This window comes from Sphaerisporangium sp. TRM90804 (assembly GCF_029846175.1).
Taxonomy (GTDB): domain Bacteria; phylum Actinomycetota; class Actinomycetes; order Streptosporangiales; family Streptosporangiaceae; genus Sphaerisporangium.
The window spans coordinates 1-22,724 of record NZ_JARWAC010000041.1 but is presented as its reverse complement, the minus strand read 5'-3'; the positions used below and the strand labels follow the sequence as shown (position 1 = coordinate 22,724).

The 22,724-nt window shown below is 70.3% G+C and carries 19 protein-coding genes; 10 read left to right on the top strand and 9 right to left on the bottom strand.

The genetic code is table 11. The features are described from left to right. A complete protein-coding gene (locus PYR91_RS35530) occupies positions 1-711 on the top strand; it encodes a FadR/GntR family transcriptional regulator (protein WP_279787278.1) in 711 nt (236 codons plus the stop codon). Continuing rightward, on the top strand, positions 704-1,555 hold the full coding sequence (larE, locus tag PYR91_RS35525; protein ID WP_279787276.1) for an ATP-dependent sacrificial sulfur transferase LarE: 852 nt from the start codon (positions 704-706) through the stop codon (positions 1,553-1,555). The genes PYR91_RS35530 and larE overlap by 8 nt, the downstream gene beginning before the upstream one ends. A 29-nt stretch (positions 1,556-1,584) precedes the next feature. Here the strand turns inward: larE and PYR91_RS35520 are convergent, their stop codons facing one another. The 5 genes from PYR91_RS35520 to PYR91_RS35500 all read right to left on the bottom strand — a co-directional run bounded on the left by PYR91_RS35520 (position 1,585) and on the right by PYR91_RS35500 (position 7,877). Continuing rightward, positions 1,585-2,631: an ABC transporter permease gene (locus PYR91_RS35520; protein ID WP_279787274.1), complete on the bottom strand. Its 1,047-nt coding sequence runs from the start codon at positions 2,629-2,631 to the stop codon at positions 1,585-1,587. Further along, on the bottom strand, positions 2,624-4,093 hold the full coding sequence (locus tag PYR91_RS35515) for a sugar ABC transporter ATP-binding protein (protein ID WP_279787272.1): 1,470 nt from the start codon (positions 4,091-4,093) through the stop codon (positions 2,624-2,626). The genes PYR91_RS35520 and PYR91_RS35515 overlap by 8 nt, the downstream gene beginning before the upstream one ends. Positions 4,094-4,200: 107 nt before the next feature. Continuing rightward, positions 4,201-5,280: a sugar ABC transporter substrate-binding protein gene (locus PYR91_RS35510; RefSeq protein ID WP_279787270.1), complete on the bottom strand. Its 1,080-nt coding sequence runs from the start codon at positions 5,278-5,280 to the stop codon at positions 4,201-4,203. Positions 5,281-5,606: 326 nt separating this feature from the next. After that, positions 5,607-6,911, bottom strand: a complete 1,305-nt coding sequence (locus PYR91_RS35505) for a glycoside hydrolase family 27 protein (RefSeq protein WP_279787268.1) — start codon at positions 6,909-6,911, stop codon at positions 5,607-5,609. 246 nt (positions 6,912-7,157) lie between these two features. Then, entirely contained in the window at positions 7,158-7,877 is a 720-nt protein-coding gene (locus PYR91_RS35500) for a FadR/GntR family transcriptional regulator (protein WP_279787266.1), read from the bottom strand. An 857-nt stretch (positions 7,878-8,734) separates the two neighbouring features. On the opposite strand from PYR91_RS35500, the gene PYR91_RS35495 reads away from it, so the two are divergent. Together PYR91_RS35495 and PYR91_RS35490 are read left to right on the top strand one after the other, a co-directional pair. Continuing rightward, positions 8,735-9,253, top strand: a complete 519-nt coding sequence (locus PYR91_RS35495) for a hypothetical protein (RefSeq protein ID WP_279787264.1) — start codon at positions 8,735-8,737, stop codon at positions 9,251-9,253. Positions 9,254-9,435: 182 nt separating this feature from the next. Then, complete coding sequence (locus PYR91_RS35490) at positions 9,436-10,179, top strand: FadR/GntR family transcriptional regulator (RefSeq protein ID WP_279787262.1); 744 nt, start codon at positions 9,436-9,438, stop codon at positions 10,177-10,179. 90 nt (positions 10,180-10,269) lie between these two features. Here PYR91_RS35490 and PYR91_RS35485 read toward each other — a convergent pair whose 3' ends face one another. Then, on the bottom strand, positions 10,270-11,040 hold the full coding sequence (locus PYR91_RS35485; protein WP_279787260.1) for an FCD domain-containing protein: 771 nt from the start codon (positions 11,038-11,040) through the stop codon (positions 10,270-10,272). 142 nt (positions 11,041-11,182) lie between these two features. On the opposite strand from PYR91_RS35485, the gene PYR91_RS35480 reads away from it, so the two are divergent. The 4 genes from PYR91_RS35480 (at position 11,183) to PYR91_RS35465 (ending at position 15,515) form a co-directional block, all read left to right on the top strand. Beyond that, a complete protein-coding gene (locus tag PYR91_RS35480) occupies positions 11,183-12,457 on the top strand; it encodes an extracellular solute-binding protein (protein WP_279787257.1) in 1,275 nt (424 codons plus the stop codon). A gap of 163 nt (positions 12,458-12,620) precedes the next feature. After that, positions 12,621-13,448: a sugar ABC transporter permease gene (locus tag PYR91_RS35475; RefSeq protein WP_279787255.1), complete on the top strand. Its 828-nt coding sequence runs from the start codon at positions 12,621-12,623 to the stop codon at positions 13,446-13,448. Next, positions 13,448-14,275, top strand: a complete 828-nt coding sequence (locus PYR91_RS35470) for a carbohydrate ABC transporter permease (RefSeq protein ID WP_279787252.1) — start codon at positions 13,448-13,450, stop codon at positions 14,273-14,275. Before PYR91_RS35475 ends, PYR91_RS35470 begins: the two co-directional genes overlap by 1 nt. 25 nt (positions 14,276-14,300) lie before the next feature. Continuing rightward, entirely contained in the window at positions 14,301-15,515 is a 1,215-nt protein-coding gene (locus PYR91_RS35465; protein ID WP_279787250.1) for a mandelate racemase/muconate lactonizing enzyme family protein, read from the top strand. Positions 15,516-15,565: 50 nt separating this feature from the next. On the opposite strand, the gene PYR91_RS35460 is transcribed toward PYR91_RS35465, so the two are convergent. Both PYR91_RS35460 and PYR91_RS35455 read right to left on the bottom strand, forming a co-directional pair. Then, positions 15,566-16,300, bottom strand: a complete 735-nt coding sequence (locus PYR91_RS35460; protein WP_279787248.1) for a FadR/GntR family transcriptional regulator — start codon at positions 16,298-16,300, stop codon at positions 15,566-15,568. A gap of 64 nt (positions 16,301-16,364) precedes the next feature. Then, positions 16,365-18,119 (bottom strand): family 43 glycosylhydrolase, encoded by a 1,755-nt coding sequence (locus PYR91_RS35455; protein ID WP_279787247.1) that lies wholly within the window; start codon positions 18,117-18,119, stop codon positions 16,365-16,367. Positions 18,120-18,804: 685 nt separating this feature from the next. Between PYR91_RS35455 and PYR91_RS35450 the strand changes: the two genes are divergently transcribed. Both PYR91_RS35450 and PYR91_RS35445 read left to right on the top strand, forming a co-directional pair. Continuing rightward, a complete protein-coding gene (locus PYR91_RS35450; protein WP_279787245.1) occupies positions 18,805-19,635 on the top strand; it encodes an SAM-dependent methyltransferase in 831 nt (276 codons plus the stop codon). 771 nt (positions 19,636-20,406) lie between these two features. Beyond that, on the top strand, positions 20,407-21,699 hold the full coding sequence (locus PYR91_RS35445; protein WP_279787243.1) for a cellulose binding domain-containing protein: 1,293 nt from the start codon (positions 20,407-20,409) through the stop codon (positions 21,697-21,699). Between the two features lie 217 nt (positions 21,700-21,916). On the opposite strand, the gene PYR91_RS35440 is transcribed toward PYR91_RS35445, so the two are convergent. Continuing rightward, complete coding sequence (locus tag PYR91_RS35440) at positions 21,917-22,387, bottom strand: MarR family transcriptional regulator (protein WP_279787241.1); 471 nt, start codon at positions 22,385-22,387, stop codon at positions 21,917-21,919. Between the last annotated feature and the right edge of the window lie 337 nt (positions 22,388-22,724).

The following is a 22,724-nucleotide window of genomic DNA, read 5'->3' as shown; positions in this document are numbered from 1 at the left end:
ATGGGCGTGATCGAGGGCGCGATCGACACGATCAAACAGATGATCATCGATGGGGAGCTGCGCCCGGGCCAGAAGCTCCCCGTCGAGAAGGACCTCGCCGAGCAGCTCGGCGTCGCCCGCAACACCCTGCGCGAGGCCGTCCGGGCGCTGATCGCCGTGCGGGTCCTGCAGACCCGCCAGGGCGACGGCACCTACGTCACCAGCCTCTCGCCCGACCTGCTGCTCGACGGGATGGGCTTCGCCGCCGACTTCCACGTGGCCGCCGGTGCCGGGCGGTTCCTGCACGTGCGCAGGCTCCTGGAGTCGGACGCGACGGCGGTGGCCGCCACGCGCGTCCCCGACGCCGACCTCGTCCGTCTGGGCGAGCTGCTCGACGAGGCCGAGCAGCTCGTCGCCGCGAGCGAGATCGACCACGGGAAGCTGGTCGCCCTCGACGAGGACTTCCACTCGCTGATCGTCTCCCACTGCGGAAACGCGGTGCTCGCCGCGGTGGTCCGGAACATGTCCGGCCGCACCGTGCGGGCCAGGATCTGGCGCGGCATGACCGACCCCGAGGCGCCCCGGCGCACCCTGCGCGAGCACCGGGCCATCCATCGGGCCCTGCTGGCGCGCGACCCCGAGCGGGCCCGCCTCCACGCCGCCCTGCATGTGCTCGGCGTGGAGGAGAGCCTCACCGGCTCCCCCGCCTTCGGCGGTGCCGTCGATGACTGATCACCCCGTTCCGGCGAACCCGGCCGGCGCCGGGCAGGGCGACGGCATGGAGCGTCTGACGGCGCGGCTGCGCCTGGAGAAGGCCGTCGTCGTCGCCTACTCCGGCGGCGCCGACTCCGCGCTGCTGGCCTTCGCCGCCGCCCGGGTGCTCGGCACGCGGGCGCTCGCCGTGACCGCGGTCTCCCCCAGCCTGGCCGCCTCCGAACGAGCCGCGGCCCGCGCGTTCGCGCGACGGCACGGCCTGGCCCACGTCGAGGTGTGCACCGACGAAGCCGAGCGGCCCGAGTACGCCGCCAACGGCGCCGACCGCTGCTACCACTGCAAATCGGCGCTGTTCGACGCGCTGGCGCCGCTGGCGGCGGCGATGGACGCCCGCGTCGCGCTCGGCACCAACCTCGACGACCTCGGCGACCACCGGCCCGGGCAGCGGGCCGCGGCCGAGCGCGGCGCCGTCGCGCCGCTGGTGGACGCCGGGCTGACCAAGGCGGGCGTGCGCGCCGTCAGCCGGGAGCTGGGCCTGGCCACCGCGGACAAGCCGGCCGCGCCCTGCCTGGCCTCGCGGGTGAGCTATGGCGACCCGGTCACCCCCGAGGTCCTGCGCAGGGTCGAGGCCGCGGAGGCGGCGCTGCGCGAGCTGGGCTTCCCGGTGTGCCGGGTGCGCGCCCACGCCGGCGGCACCCTCGCCCGGGTCGAGGTGCCGCGGGCCGAGATCCCCCGCGTCGGCGAGCTGCGCGAACGGGTCGACGCCGCCGTCCGCGGCGCCGGCTTCACCTTCTGCTCGCTGGATCTGTCCGGGTTCGCGTCCGGCCGCCTCAACGCGCTGCTGCCGCTGCTGCCGTCGTAGCCCTGCGGGCGACCGGCTACGGTCACCGGTCATTCCTGCACCTTTCCGCCGGTCAGGCGGGAGATGGCGAGGGCCGACAGGATGATCGCCCCGTTGAGCGCGTCGATCCACTGCGCCGGGACGCCCGCGAGGGTGAGGACGTTCTGGATCATGTAGAGCAGCAGGATGCCGGTGAAGGCGCCGAACACCGTGCCCTTGCCGCCGTTGAGGCTGACGCCGCCGATGACGGCGGCGGCGAACACCGTGAAGATCGCTCCGTTGCCCTGCCCGGCGGCGACGGAGGCCAGCCGGCCCGACAGCAGGAGGCCGCCGATCGCGGCGAGCAGGCCGGCGGCGATCAACGTCGTCCACAGGACCCGGCCGGTGTGGATGCCGGCCGCCTTGGCGGCGTCGATGTTCCCGCCGATGGCGTACAGCGAGCGGCCGAACCGGGTGTACCCCAGGAGCACGATGCCCACCGCGAACAGCAGCAGGCAGATCCAGATCGACGCGGGCACGCCGAGCCACATGGTCGAGCCGAAGTAGGTCATGGACGGCGGCAGGTTGAAGAAGGTCTGCCCACCGGAGATGCCGGTGAGGAGCCCCCGCAGCACGATGAGCATGCCGAGGGTGACGATGAAGCCGTTGAGCCCGAACCTGACGATGAACAGCGCGTTCACCACCCCGGCCAGCACCCCGACCGCGAGGGTCACCGGGATGGCCCACATCCCGGGCAGCAGTCCGAGCCCGTGCCCGGCCCCCGCCGCGACCGTCATCCAGGCGGCCACTCCGGGCGCCAGCCCGAAGGTGGACTCCAGCGAGAGGTCCATCCTGCCGCTGACCAGCACGAGCGTCTGCGCCAGCACGAGCAGCGAGATCTCCGACATGGTCTGCAGGATGTTGATCACGTTGTCGCCCTGCAGGAAGATCGGGTTGACGATCTGGCCGACGATCGCGATCACGACGACCGCGGGGACCAGGGCGAGGTCCCGCAGCCGTGCCAGGCGGAGCCCCGCGCGGCGCCTTCGCGCGTCCTGCGGCGGCGGGGAGCCCTGCGGGTGGCCCGTCGCGGTGTGCGCGGCGGTGGTCTCAGGCATCGAGGTCGATTCCTTCCATGGCGGCCACCATCTCGTGGTCGTGCCAACCGGCGGCCAGCTCCGCGACGACCCGGCCGTGGAACAGCACGAGCACCCGGTCGCACAGCCGCAGATCGTCGAGTTCGTCGGAGGCGATCACCACGCCGGTCCCGTTCCCGGCGATCTCCTCCACCTTGCCGAGCAGGAACTCCTTCGACCGGACGTCCACCCCGGCGGTCGGCGTGATGAGCACGAGCAGGCGAGGGTCGTTCGCCAGGGCGCGGGCCATGACGACCTTCTGCTGGTTGCCGCCGGACAGACCCGAGACGGGCAGTTCGGGGCCGGGCGTCTTGATCTCCAGATTGCCGATCATCTCGCGGGCCAGCTCGTCCCTGCGCCTGCCGCTGACGAACCCCGCCGTGCCGAGCCGCTCGGGAACGGTCATCGTGGCGTTGTCGGCGACCGACATCAACGGCACCAGGCCCTGGTGATGGCGGTCCCGCGGCACGAACCCCACCCCGGCGCCCAGCGAGGCCGGCACGCTTCCGGGACGCGGACGGCCGCCGGCCACGCGCACGGCTCCCGCCCGCGGGGCGCGCAGGCCCACGATGGTCTCGGCGAGCTCCGTCTTCCCGCTGCCCCCCAGGCCTGCCAGGCCGACGATCTCTCCCGAGCGGACCCGCAGGTCCACCTCGTGGTAGGCGCCGCCGGTCAGGCCCTGGACGTCCAGGACGACCGAGGCGTCCGGCCGGACCGCCGGGCGGGCGGCGTTCTGCCGCAGGCCCGCGGCCTCGCCGGTCATCGCGGCCACCAGATCCGCCTGCGGCAGCTCCGCCACCGGCGCGGTGACGATGTGCCGGGCGTCCCTGAAGACCGTGACCGTGTCGCAGATCTCGTAGACCTCCTGCAGGTGGTGGCTGATGAACAGGAAGGTGACCCCCTGCTCCCGCATGGCCCGCATCCGCTGGAAGAGCCGGGAGATCGCCCCGCCGTCGAGCTGCGCGGTGGGCTCGTCCAGGATGATGAACCTCGCGCCGAACGACAGCGCCCGCGCGATCTCCACGAACTGCCGCCCCTCGACCCCGAGCTCACCGGCCGGCCGCCGGACGTCGACGTCCACCGACCACATCTCCAGCAACTCGGCCGCCTTCCTCCACAGGCTCCGCCAGCCGACCAGACCCAGCCTGTTGCGTTCATGACGGTTCAGGAACAGGTTCTCCGCCACGGTGAGCTCGGGGATGATCGTGGACTTCTGGTACACGCAGGCGACCCGCGCGCGCCACGCGTCCCGGTCGGACAGCCGGGGAGCGGGGGCCCCGGCGAAACGGACCTCGCCGTCGTCCGGGGCCTGCAGGCCGGTGAGGATGGAGACCAGGGTCGACTTGCCCGCGCCGTTGCGGCCCACGAGAGCGTGGGCCTCCCCCTGGCCGATCGTGATGTGCGCGCGGTCCAGCGCCACCGTCTCGCCGTACCTCTTGGACACACGCTCAGCCTCCGCGAGGGCGGGCCGGCCCGTGTGGACCGGCTCGACCCCGCGATCGGGTGAAGGGCTCGCGGGCCCTCCCGCGAACTCGCCCATGACAGGACCTCTCACCTCAGGTTGTTGCCCCACAGCGACTTGTCGTCGTGCTTCACGCTGGGGATCCCTCCGTACGTGCCGCCGTCGGCCGTGACCAGGGGCGCGGACAGCTGGTCCTCCAGCAGACCGGGGCGCACCTGGACGATCGTGCTGTCGTGGTCGGTCTCGCCGGGCTGGAAGGTCTTGCCTTCGGCCGCCGCCTTGGCGTAGGTCAGCGCGTACCTCGCGTAGAGGTCCGCCGGCTGGGAGACGGTGGCGTCGATGTTGCCCGCGGCGATCTCCTTGAGCTCCTGCGGGATGCCGTCGTTGGAGACCACGAAGACGTGCTTGGGGTCGTCCGGCGGGACCAGGAGGCCGCGCTGCCTGAGCAGCTGGAGCGTCCCGGCGAGGGCGAAGCTGGACTGCATGTACACCCCCTTGACGTCCGGGTTCGCGGTGAGGATCGTCGAGAGCTTCTGCGCGGCCACCGCCCCGTCCCACTTCGTGGCCTCGCCGAAGACCTTGACCCCGGGGTGGTTCTGCTTCATGCACTCGTTGAACGCCTCGGTGCGGTCGCGGCCGTTGATGGACGCCAGGTCGCCCTGCAGCATGACCACCTTGCCCTTGCCCTGGAGCTTCTCGCCGAGGAAGTGGCACGCCTTCTCGCCGTACGCCCGGTTGTCGGCGCGCACGACCATGAAGGCGTTGCCGGTGTCCGGCCGCGTGTCCACCAGCACGGCGGGGATCTTCTTGGCCTCCAGCTGCTGGAGCGTGGGAGCCACGGCGGCGGTGTCCTGCGGCGCCATCACCACGCTGCGCATGCCCTGCCCCATTAGGGTCTGCACGTTGGCCGTCAGCTTGGCGATGTCGTTCTGGGAGTTGGTGGTCTTGAGCTCCATCCCCAGCTCGCCGGCGACCTTCGGCACATAGCTGATGTAGGAGTTCCAGAAGTCGGTGTCCGAGCGCGGGTAGTCGACCCCGATGATCGGCTTCGCCGGCGCGCTCCCGCCCCCGCCGGCACCGCCGCCACCACCACCGGTGTCGCCGCAGGCCACGGCCAGACACCCTGACATGGCCAAAGCCGCGACGAGCGTGAACCGTCTGCGTTCCATCGTCTCTCCCTTCGAAGCACCACGGCTGCGTTGCCGTCGCTGACCGCACCGCGATCGGAAGGGCCCACGCTCCCGAACGTGGAACTCCGGAGGATCGCCTGAAACCCGCTCATCATCGACAGGACATGGGATGTCTTTCTATGACCAAACCCCGGCCGATGTCCAGTCCCCCGCCGCACAATCCCTCGAATCCGCCGATCCACAGCGGACTGCCCCGGGAGATCCGAACCTGGCTGGAACCCGGCACGCGTGGCCAGGCGGCCGAGACATGGTATGTCTTCGCGCCCGGCGGGCCGATCGGAGGGGCCTCAGCCGGCTCGCGCGGGTCACCCGCTGACCCGGTAGACCACCGTGCCATGGGACGGCACGTCGGCCGAGATGGCGCCGGAACCGGTGCTGGTGGCGTTCGTCCAGGCGTCGCGCAGGGTGAACGAACCACCCGACAGGCCGATCGCGGACGCGGTGGTGCTGACGGTGGTGGTGCTCGCGCCCTGGTTGAACAGGGCCACCGCGACGTCGCCGTCGCTCAGGCGCTTGGCCAGGACGCGGCGGGTGCCGTCGTCGCCGATCTGGGTGGCCTGCAGGCCGAGCGGGTCCTGGTTGACGGCGATCAGATTCTGGTTCTTCAGGATCGCCTGGGTGGCGGCGTCCATGTTCCGGACGTCGTTGCCTGCGATGAGCGGCGAAGCCATCATCGCCCAGAGCGCGAAGTGGCTGCGCATCTCGGTGTCGGTCATGCCGCCCCGGCCGACCTCCATCATGTCCGGGTCGTTGAACGCCCCCGGCCTGGCGTACGAGGCGAGCGGCACGTTGACGTCGACGATGTTCCGGATGCCCATCGGGTAGCCGTTCGTCTGGCCGGTGTCCCACGTGTTGGTGATGTCCTCGGTGGTCCGCCAGATGTTGGCGACGTCGCCCCAGTCGCGGCGCGGCCCGGTCTTGTCGTGGACGCTGTTGGAGTTGATGCTGTACAGGATCGGCCGCCCGGTCGCCGCCAGCGCGTCACGCATCTTCGTGAACGTGCGCACCTGGTCGTCGATGGTGCCGCTCGGTGAGCACCAGTCGTACTTCAGGTAGTCCACGCCCCAGGCGGCGAACCGCCTGGCGTCCTGGGCCTCGTGTCCCCGGGCGCCGGTCGCGCCCGGATGGGAGCCGAAGTACTGCGCGCAGGTCTTGTCCAGCGGGGCCTGGTAGATGCCGAACTTCAGGCCCCGGGCGTGCAGGTGGTCCCCGAGCGCCTTCATCCCGCTCGGGAAGCGCGTCGCGTCGGCCTGGAGGTTCCCCGCCGAGTCCCGGGTGGAGCTCATCCAGCAGTCGTCCACCACGACATAGGTGTAGCCCAGGTCACGCATCCCGGAGCCGACGACGGCGTCGGCGATCTGCTTGATCAGCGATTCGCTGATGTCGCAGCCGAACGTGTTCCAGCTGTTCCAGCCCATGGGCGGTGTCCGCGCCACGCCGTTGTCCAAAGCGCTCACCTCCGGCTGGACGGCGAGCAGGCCGCCGGCGAGCACACCGGCGGCGAGTGCGGCCGAGAGGGACGCGGTCCCATCCTTCGCAACGTTCCTCCTGCGGGTGAGCGGGGGAGCCAGGCGCCCGGGCCTCCCGGCGGTCGCGGCCCCGCGCAGCACCGGCCCCTCGACGCGGAGTCGGGTGTGAGCGTTAACACCATCGTGGTCACGACAGGTCAGGGGGCAGCCGCGCCAGGGATCGATGCCACGGCGGAGCAAACACGAATGATCGAACCCCGTCAAGGGCCGGCTCCGGCGGCCGGCCGGCCGAGCAGGCCCGAGCGCTCGTGTACGGGCGCGGGCCGCGCATGGAGCGATGCGCCGTGCTGAAAGTTTCATCCGTGTGCGGCCGCCGTGCCGACGGCGTCAGTCCGCGGCGCGCTCCCGCGCCTCGGTGTCGGTGAACGATCTGCCGAGGTTCTCCCTCAGCCAGGTCTCCGTGGTGCTCACGTGCATGAGCGCCGCCGCCTGGGCCAGGGAGGCGTCGCCGTCGGCCAACGCCCGGTAGATGGCGGTGTGCTCGGCGACCGTACGGCCGGCCACGTCGTCCTCGACCAGCCCCCGCCACACCCGAGCCCGAAGCGTCCGGCCCGAGATGCCGCTGAGCAGGGCGAACAGCGATCTGTTGCCCGTGGCCTCGAACACCGCGCGGTGGAAGGCGTCATCGTGGTGGTTGAGCGCCTCCACGTCGTCCTGCGCGGCGATCATCGCCTCCAGATGACGCCCGACCACCGCGAGCTGATCGGCGGTGATCCGCGTGGCCGCGAGCCCCGTGGCCACCGGCTCGAACAACCGCCGCACCTCGGCGATCTCCAGCAGATCATCGCCCCGCATCATCTCGACCGCCAGCCCGACCCCCTCCAGCAGCAGCTCGGGCATGAGGCTCGTGACGAACGTGCCGTCACCCCGGCGCACCTCAAGCACCCGCGTGGTGACGAGGGAGCGCACCGCCTCCCTGAGGAGATTCCGGGACAGGCCGAGCTCGACGGCCAGCTCCTGTTCTGGAGGCAACCGGGAGCCCGGCGACAGCACTCCGTCCATGATGAGCCGCCTGATGCGCACGATCGCCTGCTCGGTCAACGACATGGACGAATTTTCGTCCCTTGAGCCGGGAGACGACCACCCGCCCCGCTGCCCGCCGGCGCGGAGTATGCCGCCGTCGCCGCACACGGCCGCCGGCCCCGGCACCGGTCAGGTGTTTCTGAACCGGACCATCTATGACATTTGTGAGCGTTAACACATCGCCGTATAAACTCCCTTCCTCCAAGGGAGGTGGTGGTGTGCGCAGCAAACACGACGGCTCGGCGCCCCGTCAAGGTCTCGACCATTCTTTATCCCCCCGCCACGGCCCAGCCGCATCTTAAACCGAGGGCCGAAGTGACCGTTAACATCCCGCCGATCACGCTAACGTGAAAGATTCACCGGCAAGAACGCTCTTCTCCGAGGGGGGCCGGACCACCGCGAAGTTCGCCACGACCAGGCTTACTCGCTCCGCGCCCGACCCGGGTGACCGGCCCCGCCGTTCATCACTCTGCGGGCGCAGCCTTGACATGTTTCATACATATTTCCACACTTAATCCCCAAGCGGTCTCCTCCCGCCAGGCCGGTGGTGAGCGGCGGGAGCGGCATTCCGCGGGTGCTCGACCGGCGCGCATCCCACGCACACGATCACGCGCCCCCTGGAACATCGCATTGTTCTCAGTCATTCAGCAGCGGAGACCAGTCACGGGCGAATGGAGACACCCGAGCCGACGCCTGCCACAGCATCACCGAAGCCCGCCATCTGGGAACGCGACCCGCGGAGCGACGAGCGCCGGACCCGCACCTGACACCGCGGGCCGGTCCAGCCGTGGCCACCTGGCGTGCCTCACGCGGTCGCCACACGCCGGCGGCCGGATGCCGTGATCGTCCACAGCACCTTCGCCCGGGCGAAAGGAAACAGCGTGAAACAAGCGATCATCACCATCCTGCTGGCCACCGCCACCCTGTCTCTGATCCTCACAGGGCTGCTCAGCCTGCCCCGCCCCGGCACCACGGCGTTCCCGGCCTGCCTGAGGCGACCACGAAAGCCGGCCGAGGTGAACACCTACATCCACGTCACCGGCGACCCCGCGAACCGGCGGGCCTTCCCGGTGACGGTCCGCTACCTCACCACGAAGTCCGACTGGCCCTTCGGCGGCACCGCACGCGAGACCACGTCCCCGGCCGGCCGGTACCGCTACGTCATCGTCGTCGGGGCGCCTACGCCCGTCGGCGGGCCGCCACGACCCGGCCGGCGCGCGACCGCCGGAGGTCCGGCGAGACCGTCGGGAGCGAGCGGCGCAGCGACCACCCCCAGGCGATGCAAGCCAGACACGCCCCCGGCCGTCCCCGGCCGTCACGGCACGGCGACACGGACCCCACGCCGGCCCACCCAGCCTCCCGCGAAGAGGCCGAACAACGGCCACGCCGGCCCGAGGTAGCCCCGGCTCTCCCCACATACCCCCGTCCGCCCCGCCCGGCGAGACCGTCGCGGTGCCTTCACGCCGTTCTCGGCTCCGTCACGGAGTGCCGCTCGCCGGGCGCGGGCGGACGGGTCGCGTCCATGCCTGCCGCCCGATCGATTGCGTCGTACCCTTGCAGGGCAGAGAGGGCAGGAGGCAGGATGATCGACACTCCGCGGGCCGAGGGCGGATACCGGCCGGGTTACGAGGTGGCCGCGGAGCAGGTGCTGGAGTTGATCGCTCAGATGCGCCTGAATCCGGGCGACCGCCTGCCCACCGAGAACGAACTGGCCAAGCAGCTGGGCACCAGCCGCACCGTCGTGCGCGAGGCGGTGAAGATCCTGTCCGCGCTCGGCCGGGTGCGGGCCCAGAAGGGCCGCGGCCTCTACGTGGCCGACGACGAGGGGATGCTCGGCACCGGGCGCTGGGCGTCCTTCTTCCTCCCCACCGACCTGGCCCACGTCTACATGCTCTTCGAGTTCCGGCGGGTGCAGGAGATGGAGACCAGCCGGCTGGCCGCCCGCCACGCGACCCCGGCGGAGCTCGGCGCCATCGAGAAGGCGGCCGACGTGTGCCGCCTGGGATTCGACACCAAACGCGAGGATCTGTTCAACGAGGGGGACGACGCCTTCCACACCAACATCGCCACCGCCTCGCACAACATGTTCCTCCAGATCGCGGTGCGGGAGGCCCGCCGGCTGCAGGCCCAGTCCAGCATCATCGGCCTGCGCGGCTCGGTGGGCGGGCACGCGGCCAAGGCCGTCGAGGAACACGAGGCCATCTACCAGGCCATCCGCGCCGGTGATCCCGAGGCCGCCGCCCAGGCCGCGGCCACGCACATCGACAACACGCTGGACGACTACCGCCGGGAGATCCAGCAGCGCCTCTTCTCTCCGGCCGACTGACCGGCCCCCGCCCGCCGGCCCCGGGCACGCCTCAGGCCCGGCCCGGCTCCGGGAACACCCATGGCCTGGTTCCGGCCGGCCGGTCCCCGGTCAGCGCCGCAGGCGCATCGGGTCGCCCGGGCCTCTGCGGCGGACGAGCCACGCCTCGGTGATGTGGTTGAACATCATCTCGGCGGCCCCGCCCGGGTCGCGGGCGGCGATGCGCTCGTAGATGCGGCGATGGCCCTGGTTGGACGCCACGCACAGGGCCCGCTCGGGCTGCCCCGTGTACCGGGCGGTGTTGATGACCTGGCTCTCCAGAGCCCGCACCACGCCCCGGGCGATGCGGTTGCCGGACGCCTGCATGATCGTGTCGTGGAACGCGCGGTCGTGGTCGGCGTAGATGACGTGGTCGTCCACGAGCTCGTCCATGCGGTCGACCAGCGCACGCAGCCGATCGATGGTGTCCTGGCCCGCCAGGCGGGCCGCGACGTTCGCCATGTCGGACTCAAGCACGCGCCGGGTCACGACGAGGTCGTCGAGGATGGCCAGGCTCTCGTCCTCGGCGATGGTCGCCGCCAGGACGAGCTCGTCGAGCATGTCCCACATCACCGGCGAGGTGACCATGGTGCCGTTGCCCTGCCGGATCTGCACCAGGCCCTTCTCCTGAAGGATCTTCACGGCCTCGCGGATGACGGTGCGGCTCACCGCGAAGGTCTCGCAGAGCGCGGGCTCGGGAGGCAGCGGCGTACCCGGCGGATGCACCCCGCGCACGATGCGCTCGACCAGCTCCGCCGTCACCGCCCTTGCCAGGTTGGCCGGTCGCCGGACCCATGCGGGGGGCACCACGACGCCCAGGGATGGTTCTTGCGATGCCGACATATCCCCCTCCGGTGCCGCGGACGGCGCCACATGGCGCCCTGAGTATATGGCACGCGTATTGACGTCAGACGTCATACGAATTACGTTTCGCCTCAGCACTGTCGGCCGGGCGAGCCGGCCGCCCCCTGGAGAGTGAACCCCGATGAAGCAGCGAATACTGTGGTCTGCCGTCCTTGTGGCGGGGCTGGCCTTAGCCGGTTGCGGCAGCGCCACACGTCCCACCACCTCGGCGAGCGATTCCGAGAAGGTCGCCAAGCTCGTGGTGTGGGACTGGAAATCCGGCGAAGAGACCGCCGCGGCCTACATCCAGAAGGCGAAGGCCGACTTCGCCAAGAAACATCCCGGCGTCGCCGTCGAATTCGTGGCCCAGCCGTTCGACCAGTACTACACCCTGCTCGGCGCGGCCATCCAGGCCAGCAAGGGCCCCGACGTCATGTTGTTCAACGGCGGCGGCCAGATCCGCGACCGCGTGGCCGCGCTGCTTCCGCTCGACCAGTACGTGGCCGAGGACAAGGAGCGACTGGCGGGCTGGGACGCCTTCAGCCAGGACGGCAAGATCTACGCCGCCCCCGTGACGTTGCAGGGTCACCCGATCTACTACAACAAGACGCTGTACGAGAAGGCCGGGCTCGACCCCGCCGGCCCGGCGAAGACCTGGCAGGACCTGGTTCGCGACTGCGGCGCCATCAAGAAGGCCACCGGTGCCAGGTGCTTCGCGCTCGGCAACAAGGAAGGCTTCGGCATCCAGTTCTTCCTCTCCGGTCTCGGCTCGGGCGTCCTGACGCCGCAGGAGTACGACGACTGGATCGCCGGGAAGCGCGACTGGAACTCCCCCAACGTGAAGCGGCTCTTCGCACTGTGGAAAGAGGCCGAGTCCTCGGGGCTGAACAACGACGGCGCCAACTCGACCGCGCTGTTCAACGACGCCTTCGCCGTCGTGCAGTCCGGGAAGGCCGCCCACATCATCGGCCTGATGTCCGACATCGGGCACTGGAAGGACTTCGGCGAGTTCCTGGGCGCCGACAAGGTCGGCGTCATGGCGGCCCCCGTCGTCACCGACGGAGCCACCCCCAGCCTTCCGTACGACGGCGGCATCGGCTACGCGGTCGCGAAGTGGACGAAGGACCCCCGGCTCGCCGCCGACCTCGTGCGATCGCTGACGACGACCGACGCGCTGAACTCCTTCTACTCCGACGCCGGAGCCATCGCGTCCGACACCACGATCGACGTGTCGAAGGCCGCCCCGGCCGTCGGAACGATCGTGTCCCAGATCAAGAGCGGTAAGCCCGCACTGCACGTCGCGCTGTCCTCCAAGACCCTGGACCTGATGGGCCGGCTGTCCCAGAAGCTCCTGAGCGGATCGGCGACCGTCGACGAGGTGGTGAAGCAACTGGCCGCTTCCGACAAGGCGGGCTGATCCCGTGCCGATCGGAGGCTCGTCACCGTCGGTCCGCACGGCACGCCCCGAGCGGACCGGCAGAGCGGAACCGCGGCAGCGGGGAAGCCGCCGCGACATGGGGGCGGGTGCTCGGCGGGCCTCCCTCGGGGCACGTTTCGAGCGCCACGCACCCTATGTCCTGGTGGCTCCCGCGGTACTGATCATCGTGGCCCTGCGACTGTGGCCGCTGCTCCTGGGCGTCAACTTCTCCTTCACCGGCGACGGCGAGCGCAACGGGTCGGCGGTCGGCTTCGACAACTACCTGGAGCTGCTCCAGGACCCGTTGTTCCAGGGCTCGCTGCGCAACGTCGGGCTGCTGGTGCTGCTGCTCCCTCTGGCGGTGGCCATCCCGGGCATGCTCGCGACGTTCATCTACCTGCGTGTGCCCGGGCACCGTGTCTTCCGCAGCGTCTACTTCTTCCCGGCGGTGCTCTCACCGGTGATCGTCGGCGCGATCTTCAACCTCATGCTCGCGTTCGACGGCCCGCTGAACGCCCTGCTCGGGACGGTCGGCGTCGGCCCGGTCGACTGGCTCGGCGACCCCGACGTCGCCATGTTCACGGTCGTCGGCGTGCAGATCTGGGCGACGTTCGGGATGGCGCTGGTGGTGTTCCTCGCCGGATTCGCCAGCCTGGACGCCACACTCCTGGACGCGGCACGCGTGGACGGCGCGTCGCTCGCCCGGACCATCTGGCACGTGATCATTCCGAGCCTGTCCCGCACCATCCAGTTCGTCTTCGTGACCACGATGATCGGGATGCTGACGTCCATGTTCGGCCTGCTGTACGTCATGACCAGCGGCGGCCCGGAGGGGTCCACGTACCTCCCGGAGTACTACATCTGGATCCAGCAGGGGCAGATGAACCGCCCCGCCCTCGCCTCGGCCGCCTCGACGGTGCTCTTCGTCATCATGCTCGTGGTGGGCCTCCTGCAGATCAGCGTGCTTCGCCGTACCGGAGGGAGAACCTGATGGCCGGCAGGCACTTGGGCAACCGGATCGTCGCGGTGCCCATGGCGGTCCTGGCCCTCGCCACGATCTACCCGCTGATGTTCACCGCCAACGTCGCCATGAAGAGCCGGCGTGAGTACATCCTCGACCGGTTCTCCCTGACGAGCTCCCTCCAGTGGGACAACATCGTCAAGGCCTGGAGCAGCGTCGGCATGGCGCGTTACTTCGCCAACTCGCTCCTCGTGGTGAGCGTCTCGGTGGCCCTTCTGCTGCTCCTGGGCTCGATGGCGGGTTTCGCGCTGAGTCAGCTGCGGTTCCGCGGCTCCAAGGCGCTCTACCTGGTCTGCATCGCGGCGCTGCTCATCCCGTTCCAGGTGATCATGGTGCCGCTCGCCCGGGTCATGGCGGACGCCGGCCTGATCGACACCTATCCGGGGCTGATCCTGGCGTACGTCGCGCAGTTCCTCCCCTTCACCATCTTCCTGATGACGAGCTACTACAAGGGCATTCCCGCGGAGATCGTCGACGCGGCGAGGATCGACGGCAACACGACGTACGGCGTCTACCTGCGTATCATGCTGCCGATGGGCGTTCCGGCACTGCTGTCGGTCGGCATCCTCGACACGCTGTTCTGCTGGAACGACGTGCTCATCTCCCTGCTGATGATGCCGTCGGCCGAGAACCGCACGCTCATGATCGGCGTGACCTCGCTGCGAGGACAGTACTCCGACGACATCCCCACCTTCGCCTCAGGAGTCCTGATCGCCGCCATACCCGTTCTGATGGTCTACCTCTTTCTCCAGCGCCAGATCGCCGACGGGGTCACCGCCGGTTCCACGAAGGGCTGACATGCGGATCACGGGGTATCGCACGTTGACGACGACCCAGGAATGGGACCGCCCGGTCGGGGACGCCAACGGCGTCTACCCCGAAGGGGTCGTCCCGGTGTCGATCGTCATGGTCGACACCGACGAGGGAATCACGGGCGCCGGCCTGGGGCCGCATGTGGAGATCGACTGCCTCTTCGCCGCCATCGAGGGCGAGGACCCGCGCGGCGTGACGGCGCTGTACGACCGCATGCTGCGCCAAACCTTCAAGGCGGGCCACGCGGGCGCCGCGTTCGGCACCATCGGCGCGCTGGACACCGCCCTGTGGGACATCAAGGCGAAGGCGGCAGGTGAGCCGCTCTGGCGACTGCTCGGCGGGCGTGACAGGCGGGTTCGCGCCTACGCCTCCGGCCTGGACATCGGCCTGACGGACGACGAGCTCGTCTCGGTCTACGAGGTCTACGCCCGGCACGGCCTGCGGGCCGCCAAGCTCAAGGGCGGACTCGACATCGAGCGGGACCGGCACCGCCTCACGCTGGTGCGGGACGTCCTGACCGAGGCGGGGCGCGGGGCGCGGCCGGGTCTGATGCTCGACGTGAACGAGGCGTGGCACCGTAAACAGGCGGTCCGGCACGTCCGCGAGCTGGAGGACACCCTCGACCTCGTCTGGGTCGAAGAGCCCGTGCGGCGCTGGGACGCCGAGGGCCTCGCCGCCGTCGGCCGCGGGATCCGCGCGTCGGTCGCCAGCGGGGAGAACCTCACCGGGCTGGAGCAGTATCGTCCGCTGCTGGCCGCGGGGGCGATCGACATCGTGCAGGCCGCCGCGGTCTGGGGAGTCACCCATTTCCTGCGGGTGTCGGCACTGGCGCACGCCTTCGACCTGCCGGTCAGCCCGATCGGCAACACGCCGATCGGGCTGCTGCACGCCGCGACGTCGCTGCCGAACCACATGGCCAGCGAGCTGCAGGATCTGCGCCCCGCGACGGGAGTGTCGGTCGACCTGCACGTCGAGGACGGCGCGTTCGTGCTGGGAGACTCACCCGGCCTGGGCCTCACCATCGACGAGGAGGCGATCACGGCCGCCGGCCTCCGGCCGGGCACCCCGAGCGCCGAAGGCCCCGGCGTCCGGCCGGAGGAGGCCGGCCGGCGGCTGCTGGCGGCGGACGATCACGCTCACCCCGCCCAGCCGCGCCGGCTCGCCCCCCTGAGCCGCGGGCCCGTCCAGCCGGACCTCGGGGTGAACCACACCGCGCGGCGCTGACGCCCCAGGGCGCGGCCCGTGCCGGGCGAAGGCACACACGTCGCGCGGCCTCATCCGTCGCCCCCGCGGTCCCCCTCCCGCGGCTCAGGGGCCGGATCGGCGCACGATCCGCCGAGGTTCTCCCTCAGCCAGGTCTCCGTGGTGCTCACGTGCATGAGCGCCGCCGCCTGGGCCAGGGAGGCGTCGCCGTCGGCCAACGCCCGGTAGATGGCGGTGTGCTCGGCGACCGTACGGCCGGCCACGTCGTCCTCGACCAGCCCCCGCCACACCCGAGCCCGAAGCGTCCAGCCGGCGATGCCGCTGAGCAGGGCGAACAGCGATCTGTTGCCCGTGGCCTCGAACACCGCGCGGTGGAAGGCGTCATCGTGGTGGTTGAGCGCCTCCACGTCGTCCTGCGCGGCGATCATCGCCTCCAGATGACGCCCGACCACCGCGAGCTGATCGGCGGTGATCCGCGTGGCCGCGAGCCCCGTGGCCACCGGCTCGAACAACCGCCGCACCTCGGCGATCTCCAGCAGATCATCGCCCCGCATCATCTCGACCGCCAGCCCGACCCCCTCCAGCAGCAGCTCCGGCTTGAGGCTCGTGACGAACGTGCCGTCACCCCGGCGCACCTCAAGCACCCGCGTGGTGACGAGGGAGCGCACCGCCTCCCTGAGCAGGCTCCGGGACAGGCCGAGCTCGACGGCCAGCTCCTGTTCTGGAGGCAACCGGGAGCCCGGCGACAGCACTCCGTCCATGATGAGCCGCCTGATGCGCACGATCGCCTGCTCGGTCAACGACATGAACAGGATTCTCATCCTCCCGGTGAGCGGTCGGCCACCCGCCCCCGCTTCGTGGGTCGTGGCCCTACTGGAGGGACGCGTCGTCGATGGTGAGGCCGTCGGTCCCCTCCGCCGTCTCGACGTAGAAGGTGGCGCCGGACAACGTGCCGGTCCACGACACGGTCGCCGTACCGGACAGCAGGGTCCAGCCGCCCGTGTTCACCGGGGTCGCCGGAGTCAGCTGGACGTAGCTCGTCGAGCCGTTGGCGGTGAGCGCCATGGTGGCCTTCGCCCCGGGCGTGCCGCTCTGGGAGCGGACCCAGACGTTGGTCGTGTAGCTCTTGCCGTTGGTCAGCTTCGAGGTCACGTCCTGGGTGAGGCCGTTCCACGAAGCCGTGCGGCCCGTGATCGACAGCGATCGCGTGCCGCCGCGCGCGACGCCGGTGTTGGACGACAGCGTTCCGCCGGAGGCGCCCCATCCCGTCGTTCCGCTCTCCATGTCGCCGTTGGACAGCACGTTCCCGCCGCCGGAGCCGCCGCTGAACCGCCACCAGTCGACGTTGAACAGGTTGCCGCTTCCACCGGTGTACCTCAGGTAGAGATCATGCGTGCCGGTCGCGCCGTTGACCGAGCAGGAGACGGTGGTCCACGCCTGCCAGCCGCCGGTGCCCGGGACCGCGCACGTCCCTACGAGGGCGCCGTTCACGCCGCCGAGACGGAGCTCGATCCTCCCGCCGCTGGTGGCCGAGGCCACCCGCGCTTCGAAGGAGGTCGCGCCGGCGCCGAAGGCGACGCCCTTGACCTTGATGTAGTCCCCGTTCTCGATCCACCCGACGTTCATCCCGCCGTCGGAGGAGCGCTCGGTCTCCACGCCGGACGACCAGGCGATCGTCTCGGCCTCCTGGCGGACGTAGGGATTCAGGGTGCCCACCTGGGGTGCCCCTGTGGTGGTCATGTTCATGCTGGGAATGGTGCCGTCGGCGTTGTAGGTGAACTTCTCCACCGCCACCGAACGTGTGTATCCGCCGCCGCCCGGCAATGCCCCGTTGTGGTAGAAAAAGTACGAACCGCCGTTGAAATCGATGACGCCGGGGTGGTTGGTGAAGCTGCTGCCCTGCGTGGGCATCACCGTCCCCCGGTAGGTCCACGGCCCCGTCGGGCCGGGAGCCGTCGAGTAGGCGATGAACTCCGAGCAGCACTTGGCGGCGTAGACGTTGTAGTACAGGCCGTTGCGCTTGTAGACCCACGGCGCCTCTTCGTACAGCGTCGGGCGGCTGGCGTTCCCGGTGCGGGTGCCGAAGCCTGCCGTGGTCAGCGGGATCTGCGTCGGGCCACCGGAGTAGGAGATCATGTCGGCGTTCAGCCGCACGTACCAGAGGTTGGGGTTGCCCCAGTACAGGTAGGCCTGTCCGTCGTCGTCGATGAACACGTTGGGGTCGATCTCGTTGTTCCTGACCAGCGCACGCCCCAGAGCGTCGGTGAACGGCCCGGTGGGGCTGCTGGAGACGCCCACCCCGATGGCCATCTGGCCGCTGGCCCGCTCTCGCACCGGGACGTACCAGTAGAACTTCCCGTTGCGGTAGACGGTGTGGCCCGCCCACGCGTTCTGGTCCGCCCAGCTGAACGTGGCCAGGCTCATCGGGGAGCCGTGGTCGGTCCAGTTCACCATGTCCGCCGACGAGTACACCCGCCAGTCCCTCATGGTGAAGTACGTGGAGCCGTCCTCGTCGTGCCCCGTGTAGAGGTAGACCCGGCCGTTGTGCACCAGAGGAGCCGGGTCGGCGGTGTAGATCGTCTGGACGATGGGATTGTCCGCCTTCGCGGCAACCGGGATCGACATCACGAAACAGGTCATGGCAAGGACCCAGAGGATGCCACGCCTGGATTTGCGACCGACCCGGAGCGGGATGGGGATTTTCATGATCGCCTTTCTGTGACCGGGAGGCCGCCCGGGCGGCGACCGACTTAGCCCGCATCAGCGCGGGGCCAGGATGTGAGCGCTAACAATTCTGGTGAAGGACAATGCCGGCAGACGGGGGTGACGGCCCACCGGAGGTCGCGCTGAGTCGGGGGACCACAGCCTCACGCCGGAGCCGGCCGTGGCGACGCCTTCGCCGTGGCTGTCCGGCGGCCAAGGCCCCGGGCCCCGGCGAGCGGTGTTCGGCGGCACTCTCACCGAGGACGCGGGATGTCTTTGTAAGCCACCCCCGATGAAATGTCCACCCCGCATGACGCCGGCCCGGCCGAGGCGGCGGCTCCCCGTGACCGGCCGGCGCCCACGGCGCCCTCGTGGACAGGTGACCTATCGGCCGTTGTGGTGCCGCCCCGCCGCCGAGACGGCTCGGGCCCCTCGGCCGCCGTGCGGGCGGGACGGCGGCGGGCGTCCCCGCCGGCTGCGCCGAGGCGATGAAAATTTCAGCACGGCGCCGCGTCAGGGGACGGGATCGAAAGACTCACTCAAAGGCGATGATCTGATTACTGGCTAGCGCTAACATCATGCTGATTCGACGAAAGCAGGGTTATTCATGTCGGGTTCTCCGGAGTCTGCGGCCGCTGACCTCCTCGCGCGGATCAACACCAAGATCCCGCATGCGGCACGCATATACGACTATCTGTTAGGCGGCAAGGACAACTACGCGGCCGACCGCGAGGCGGCCGAACAGTTGATCAAGCTGTCGCCGGGCACGCGTGAGGGCGTTCGCGCGCACCGCGACTTCCTGCGCCGGGCGGTGCACCACCTCGCCGTCAAGGAGGAGATGGCGCAGTTCCTCGACATCGGCACAGGCATCCCCACCCAGGGCAACACGCATGAGGTCGCCCAGCAGGCCAACGCCCGGGCCCGGGTCGCCTACGTGGACAACGACCCCATCGTCCTGGTGCACGGCCGTGCCCTGCTGACCGGCAGCCCCACCGGGAGGACGTCGGTGATCGAGGCCGACCTCCGGGAGCCGAAGACGATCCTCTCCCACCCCCAGGTCCGGGAGGTCGTCGACTTCGACCGGCCGGTGGCCGTCGTCCTGGTCGGGGTCATGCACTTCATCACCGACGACGAGGCCCCTTACGACCTGGTCGAGCAGTACAAGGCCGCCGTGCCCTCGGGCAGTTGCCTGCTGCTGTCGCACATCACGCTCGACTTCGCCCCAGACCTGAGCGAGAAGTTCACCAAGCCCTACGACAAGAGCACCGCCCCCATGGTGCCTCGCACCAAGGCGCAGGTGGAGCGGTTCTTCGAGGGCTGGCAGCTGGTCGATCCCGGCGTGGTCGAAGTGGTGCAGTGGCGCCCCGACCGGTACCAGGAGCCGATCCCCGGAGACGGCCACGCCTGGGCGTACGGCGGCGTCGCCGTCAAACCCTGAACGGTGACCGGTCAAGGCCTGGAGCGGGCGAACCGCGCCAGGCCTTCCGTCTTCGACGCCCGGAACGCCTGCGGCACGCCGAGTCGCCGGCGGCGGCCACGCCGAGATCGACGGGGATGTGCCGCCCCCGCCCATGACCGAGCCCCCATCTTCGATCATGGGAGGCGGGGGGCACGGAGACGTCCCGCGGTCCGGCGCCCCGTCACAGCGCCGGCGAACGCCCGCCGCCGGGGTGTCGCGGACGGTGACCCCTGCCGCGCACCACCACCGATCCCGGCAGGAGCACCGTCTCGGTGACTCAGTGTGTGAATCCTTAAGAAACATGTCAAGCCTCGCTAGAAACTTTCGACCAGACCGCCCGCGTCGCGCGCGACGCACATGCTCCGACGTCCACACGACCCCCCTGAAAGTTGCGGCGCCGTCTCCCGGTCCGCGATGTCGGCGATGAACGTTTCAGCACGACGCCTTCGGCGGCCGGGTGCGGCGGCCCGTGAAACCCCAGACGAGCCCACGCGGTCCTCACCCCTCGCGCGACGGCGAGCGCGGGGCTCTTGACGGCTTGTTCCGCCTCGTATTTGCTGCGCTCCACCACCACGGCCCGATCGACAGAGCCGGAAACACAACCGGAGGGCCGGATGTGAGCGTTAACAACCCCAACCGGGCCGGGCTGGACCCGGCGGGTGTACGGCTCCGGGCAGGTCGAGGCGTACACGATCGCCGGCGTCGGCCCGCCCTGCCGCGACGGAGCCGAATGGGAGAGGAAGCTGCACGATGCTGAGGCACAAATCGTTGGTCGGGGTTGCCGCGGTCGCGGTACTCCTCGTCCTGGGCACGGCTCACACGGCGCTGAGCAGCGGCGGCGCGGGCGTGTCACTCGCGGGCGCGAGCGCGGCGGCGCCCACCGCCGGATGCGGCAGGGCGCCGGCGCTGAGCAACGGTACGCACTCGATTCAGAGCAACGGCAAGAATCGCACCTTCATCCTGAGGATTCCTGACAACTACGACAACAGCCGTCCCTACCGGCTGGTCTTCGGGTTCCACTGGCTGAACGGCACCGCCACCGACGTGGCCACCGGCCAGACCGTGCAGCGGGACGTCTGGGCCTACTACGGGCTCCTGCGGCTGTCGAACAACAGCACCATCTTCGTGGCGCCCCAGGGCCTCAACAACGGCTGGGCCAACTCCGGCGGCGAGGACGTGACGTTCGTCGACGACATGATCAGAAGGATCGAAGCGGATCTCTGCGTGGACACGACGCAGCGCTTCGCCCTGGGGTTCAGCTACGGCGGCGGCATGAGTTACGCGCTGGCGTGTGCCCGGGCGACCGTCTTCCGCGCGGTGGCGGTCTACGCCGGCGGTCAGATCAGCGGGTGCAGCGGCGGCACTCAGCCCATCGCGTACTTCGGCGCGCACGGCATCAGGGACAACGTGCTCAGCATCGCCGGTGGACGATCGCTGCGTGACACCTTCGTCAGGAACAACGGCTGCACCGCCCAGAACCCGCCCGAACCATCGCAGGGCAGTCTGACGCACAGAACCACCACCTATTCGGGGTGCAGGGCCGGGTATCCGGTCGTATGGGCCGCGTTCGACGAAGGGCACCTGCCGGCTCCCATGGACGGGTCCCCCGGTTCCGGCGGCTCCAGCTGGCTTCCGGCGGAGACCTGGCGGTTCTTCACGCAGTTCCAGAGCGACCCGGCCCCCACCCCCACCCCGACGCCCTCGGGCACCCCCACTGCGACCCCTTCGGGGACGCCCACTCCGGCTCCCGGCGGGTGCTCGGCGGTCATGACGACCGTCAACAGCTGGCCGGGCGGGTTCGGGGCGTCGGTGACGGTCCGGGCCGCAGGCTCCGCCGTCAACGGCTGGACCGTGCGGTGGACCTGGCCGGGCGGGCAGACCATCAGCAGCCTGTGGAACGGCGAGCCCAGCGTGTCCGGCTCCAGCGTCACGGTGCGCAACGCCTCGTACAACGGCTCCATCGCCGCGGGCGGCTCCACCACCTTCGGCTTCAACGGCAACGGCACCGCCGCCACCCCCGCCCTCACCTGCACCAGCCCCTGACCGACGCCTCGACCGGACGCGGCCGGCTCCCCACGACCGGCCGTATCCGGTTCCGGGCGCGCTCCCTCCCGGGGCCGCTTCCCGTGCGACGCGACCCACCCCGCCGCACGGGAAGTCCGGCGGCCGTCTCGTCGCCCTCCCCGTCGCGGCGGACGCCGTCGCCGGGCCCGGGAGTGGCGCGGCCCCGCCGGCGACGAGGTCGCACCGCCCGGCGAGTTCAGGAAGGCGCGTCGGGACGCAGGGCTCTCGCGCACACGGTGAGGCCCTCCACCAGCGTCTTGCGCGTCGTGTCGTCGACCTCCGCGAGCATGACCTCCTCTATGCCGTCGAGCAGGCCGTCGCAGCGCCGCAGAGCCGAGAGCCCTTTGCGGGTGAGCCGGGCGCACAGCACACGGCCGCCGTCCGGATGCGGGTCACGCCGGATCAGTCCACGCTGCTCCAGGTTGCGAACGACGAGGTTCATCGCCTGCGGCGTGACGAAGGCGATGCGGGCCAGCTCCGCCGAGGAGACCCCGTCGCCCATGCGCAGTTCGCTCAGCGCCATGTACTCCGTGGTCGTGACGCCGTGCCGGGCGAGTGCCTCGTCCAGGCGGGCGCGGAGCCGACGCTCCAGGCGGTACACCAGGTAGCTGAGGCGCGCTGGGGGTGCGGCGGGCGGGCCGGCGTCAGTGGTGCGGCGATGAGTCACCAGGAGACGATAACGCGCGCCCCTCGGGCTGAAACTTTCGCGACTCCGAATCAAGCAGCTTGATAGCAAGCTGCTTGATATGCAGCGGATTGGCGTGGTTCCCGGGCGCGGGCCGCGATGACCCGCCGGCCGATCCCTTGACCGCCGGGTACGGCGCTTCTATACCGGCTGCAGGTGAGAACCTCGTGGGTCGGCGGCGCCGCGGCCCCCGCGCACCAAAGCGGAAGAACTTCCCCATCGAGCGAAGGAGAGCGGATGAGGCGAACGATCGCGGCGCTGGCCGGTGCCTGCGCCGTAGTGCTGTCCGCTGTCGCGGCCCTGGTGTTCACACACCCCG

Excerpts from the sequence above, each read along its gene's own strand:
- PYR91_RS35530 (WP_279787278.1), top strand. The coding sequence starts at position 1 with ATGGGCGTGATCGAGGGCGCGATCGACACGATCAAACAGATGATCATC.
- larE (WP_279787276.1), top strand. The coding sequence starts at position 704 with ATGACTGATCACCCCGTTCCGGCGAACCCGGCCGGCGCCGGGCAGGGC.
- PYR91_RS35520 (WP_279787274.1), bottom strand. The coding sequence starts at position 2,631 with ATGCCTGAGACCACCGCCGCGCACACCGCGACGGGCCACCCGCAGGGC.
- PYR91_RS35510 (WP_279787270.1), bottom strand. The coding sequence starts at position 5,280 with ATGGAACGCAGACGGTTCACGCTCGTCGCGGCTTTGGCCATGTCAGGG.
- PYR91_RS35500 (WP_279787266.1), bottom strand. The coding sequence starts at position 7,877 with ATGTCGTTGACCGAGCAGGCGATCGTGCGCATCAGGCGGCTCATCATG.
- PYR91_RS35490 (WP_279787262.1), top strand. The coding sequence starts at position 9,436 with ATGATCGACACTCCGCGGGCCGAGGGCGGATACCGGCCGGGTTACGAG.
- PYR91_RS35485 (WP_279787260.1), bottom strand. The coding sequence starts at position 11,040 with ATGTCGGCATCGCAAGAACCATCCCTGGGCGTCGTGGTGCCCCCCGCA.
- PYR91_RS35480 (WP_279787257.1), top strand. The coding sequence starts at position 11,183 with ATGAAGCAGCGAATACTGTGGTCTGCCGTCCTTGTGGCGGGGCTGGCC.
- PYR91_RS35470 (WP_279787252.1), top strand. The coding sequence starts at position 13,448 with ATGGCCGGCAGGCACTTGGGCAACCGGATCGTCGCGGTGCCCATGGCG.
- PYR91_RS35460 (WP_279787248.1), bottom strand. The coding sequence starts at position 16,300 with ATGTCGTTGACCGAGCAGGCGATCGTGCGCATCAGGCGGCTCATCATG.
- PYR91_RS35455 (WP_279787247.1), bottom strand. The coding sequence starts at position 18,119 with ATGTCGATCCCGGTTGCCGCGAAGGCGGACAATCCCATCGTCCAGACG.
- PYR91_RS35450 (WP_279787245.1), top strand. The coding sequence starts at position 18,805 with ATGTCGGGTTCTCCGGAGTCTGCGGCCGCTGACCTCCTCGCGCGGATC.
- PYR91_RS35445 (WP_279787243.1), top strand. The coding sequence starts at position 20,407 with ATGCTGAGGCACAAATCGTTGGTCGGGGTTGCCGCGGTCGCGGTACTC.